General features: G+C 54.9%; 1 protein-coding gene. It reads left to right on the top strand.

Features of this window, described 5'->3' with window-relative positions:
• A partial coding sequence (locus AAZT04_RS26320; protein ID WP_434682341.1) for a reverse transcriptase/maturase family protein occupies window positions 1–255 on the top strand: 255 nt, incomplete at both ends.

Here is a 255-nt window from a genome sequence, read left to right as displayed (position 1 = left end):
GTGATCGTATTGTTCAACGGGCAATGCTGATGGCGATGGAGCCAATATGGGAGAGTGATTTTCATACACTTTCGTATGGCTTCCGGCCTGAACGCAGTGTCCACCACGCGATCCGCACGGTGAAATTACAGCTCACCGACTGTGGGGAAACACGGGGACGCTGGGTGATTGAAGGCGACCTGTCCAGTTACTTCGACACCGTACATCATCGACTGCTGATGAAGGCCGTACGCCGGAGGATCAGCGACGCACGTT

Origin of the sequence: Serratia sp. Je.1.23.a (assembly GCF_051129805.1) — a bacterium.
Classification (GTDB): Bacteria; Pseudomonadota; Gammaproteobacteria; order Enterobacterales; family Enterobacteriaceae; genus Serratia; species Serratia liquefaciens.
Note: the sequence above shows the minus strand (reverse complement) of the source record. Positions and strands in the feature narration are given on the sequence as shown.